This window comes from Pseudomonas sp. P5_B2 (genome assembly GCF_056400445.1).
In genome coordinates this window covers 1-905 of the sequence record NZ_JBFULH010001174.1, presented here as the reverse complement: position 1 = coordinate 905, position 905 = coordinate 1, and the positions used below count along the sequence as shown (strand labels likewise).

Annotated in this window: 1 protein-coding gene; it reads left to right on the top strand. The window is 52.4% G+C overall.

Translation table 11 applies throughout. The annotated features are described in order from the left end of the window. Window positions 1–326: 326 nt before the first annotated feature. Window positions 327–887 (top strand): magnesium transporter, encoded by a 561-nt coding sequence (locus AC1DRJ_RS29995; protein ID WP_477805313.1) that lies wholly within the window; start codon window positions 327–329, stop codon window positions 885–887. Window positions 888–905 lie beyond the last annotated feature (18 nt).

The window sequence follows — 905 nt, the reverse complement described above, 5'->3', positions numbered from 1 at the left end:
GATATGGCTCTGTAACTAGAGGCGTCAGCCTGACCAAGAAGCCCTGCAGGTTTACGCTTGCAGGGCTTTTCTCGTTTTCGGCCGGAGGATCTCGTATGTACACGATGAYGCTTCTCGGTAGCGACAAAGGCAAACACATGTATCAACTTGCGCGGCCAGCATCCGGTCCTGCTACCGACCGATCAGCGTGCTGGCGAGTGCTATACTTCGTTCAGATTGCATGAAGCGTGCAACGTTCTTCACGGTACGGATACCGAATGCAAATCTCTTGTTATCGGCTGCCGGACACAGGGGGTCTACGGCAAACACGAGCTGTGAGGTGTGGCATGAATCGACACTATTACATCAGTGACAATCTCGACGATCTTGAAACCATTGAATATGAATTGGAAGCCAGCGGCATCAATTCCGAACAGATTCATGTGCTCAGTGGAAAGGTTTCTGATGTTGAACAACATCACCTCCACGAGATTAGCTCGTTAATGGAACAAGATGCTGTTCACTCTGGTGGGATGGGTGCAGTGGTCGGTGTGCCACTCGCAGCGCTGGTCCTGGGTGCCGCCTATTGGCTGGGCTGGACCGAATCCGCCGCAGGCTGGATGCCGTTTATCTTCCTTGCCATTGTTATTGTGGGCTTCTGCATCTGGGAAGGCGGTTTTTTTGGGTTCCAGGTGCCGAACACTCACTTTCGCAACTTTAAACAGATGCTGGAAGATGGAAAACACATCTTCTTTGTGGATGTTGAACCGAATCAGGAATCTGTACTGGAGCGGGTAATCGGACATCATCCAATGCTGGAGATCGCCGGCACGGGAACGGCAGCCCCCCACTGGACAGTCGCCTGGCAGCACAAATGGCATCAGTTCAAACGAGTGATATCAGGTTAACTCCGGGCGTCTCAGGGC

Bases quoted from the DNA above. Each gene is read 5' to 3' on its own strand.
- AC1DRJ_RS29995 (WP_477805313.1), top strand. From the start codon at position 327: ATGAATCGACACTATTACATCAGTGACAATCTCGACGATCTTGAAACC.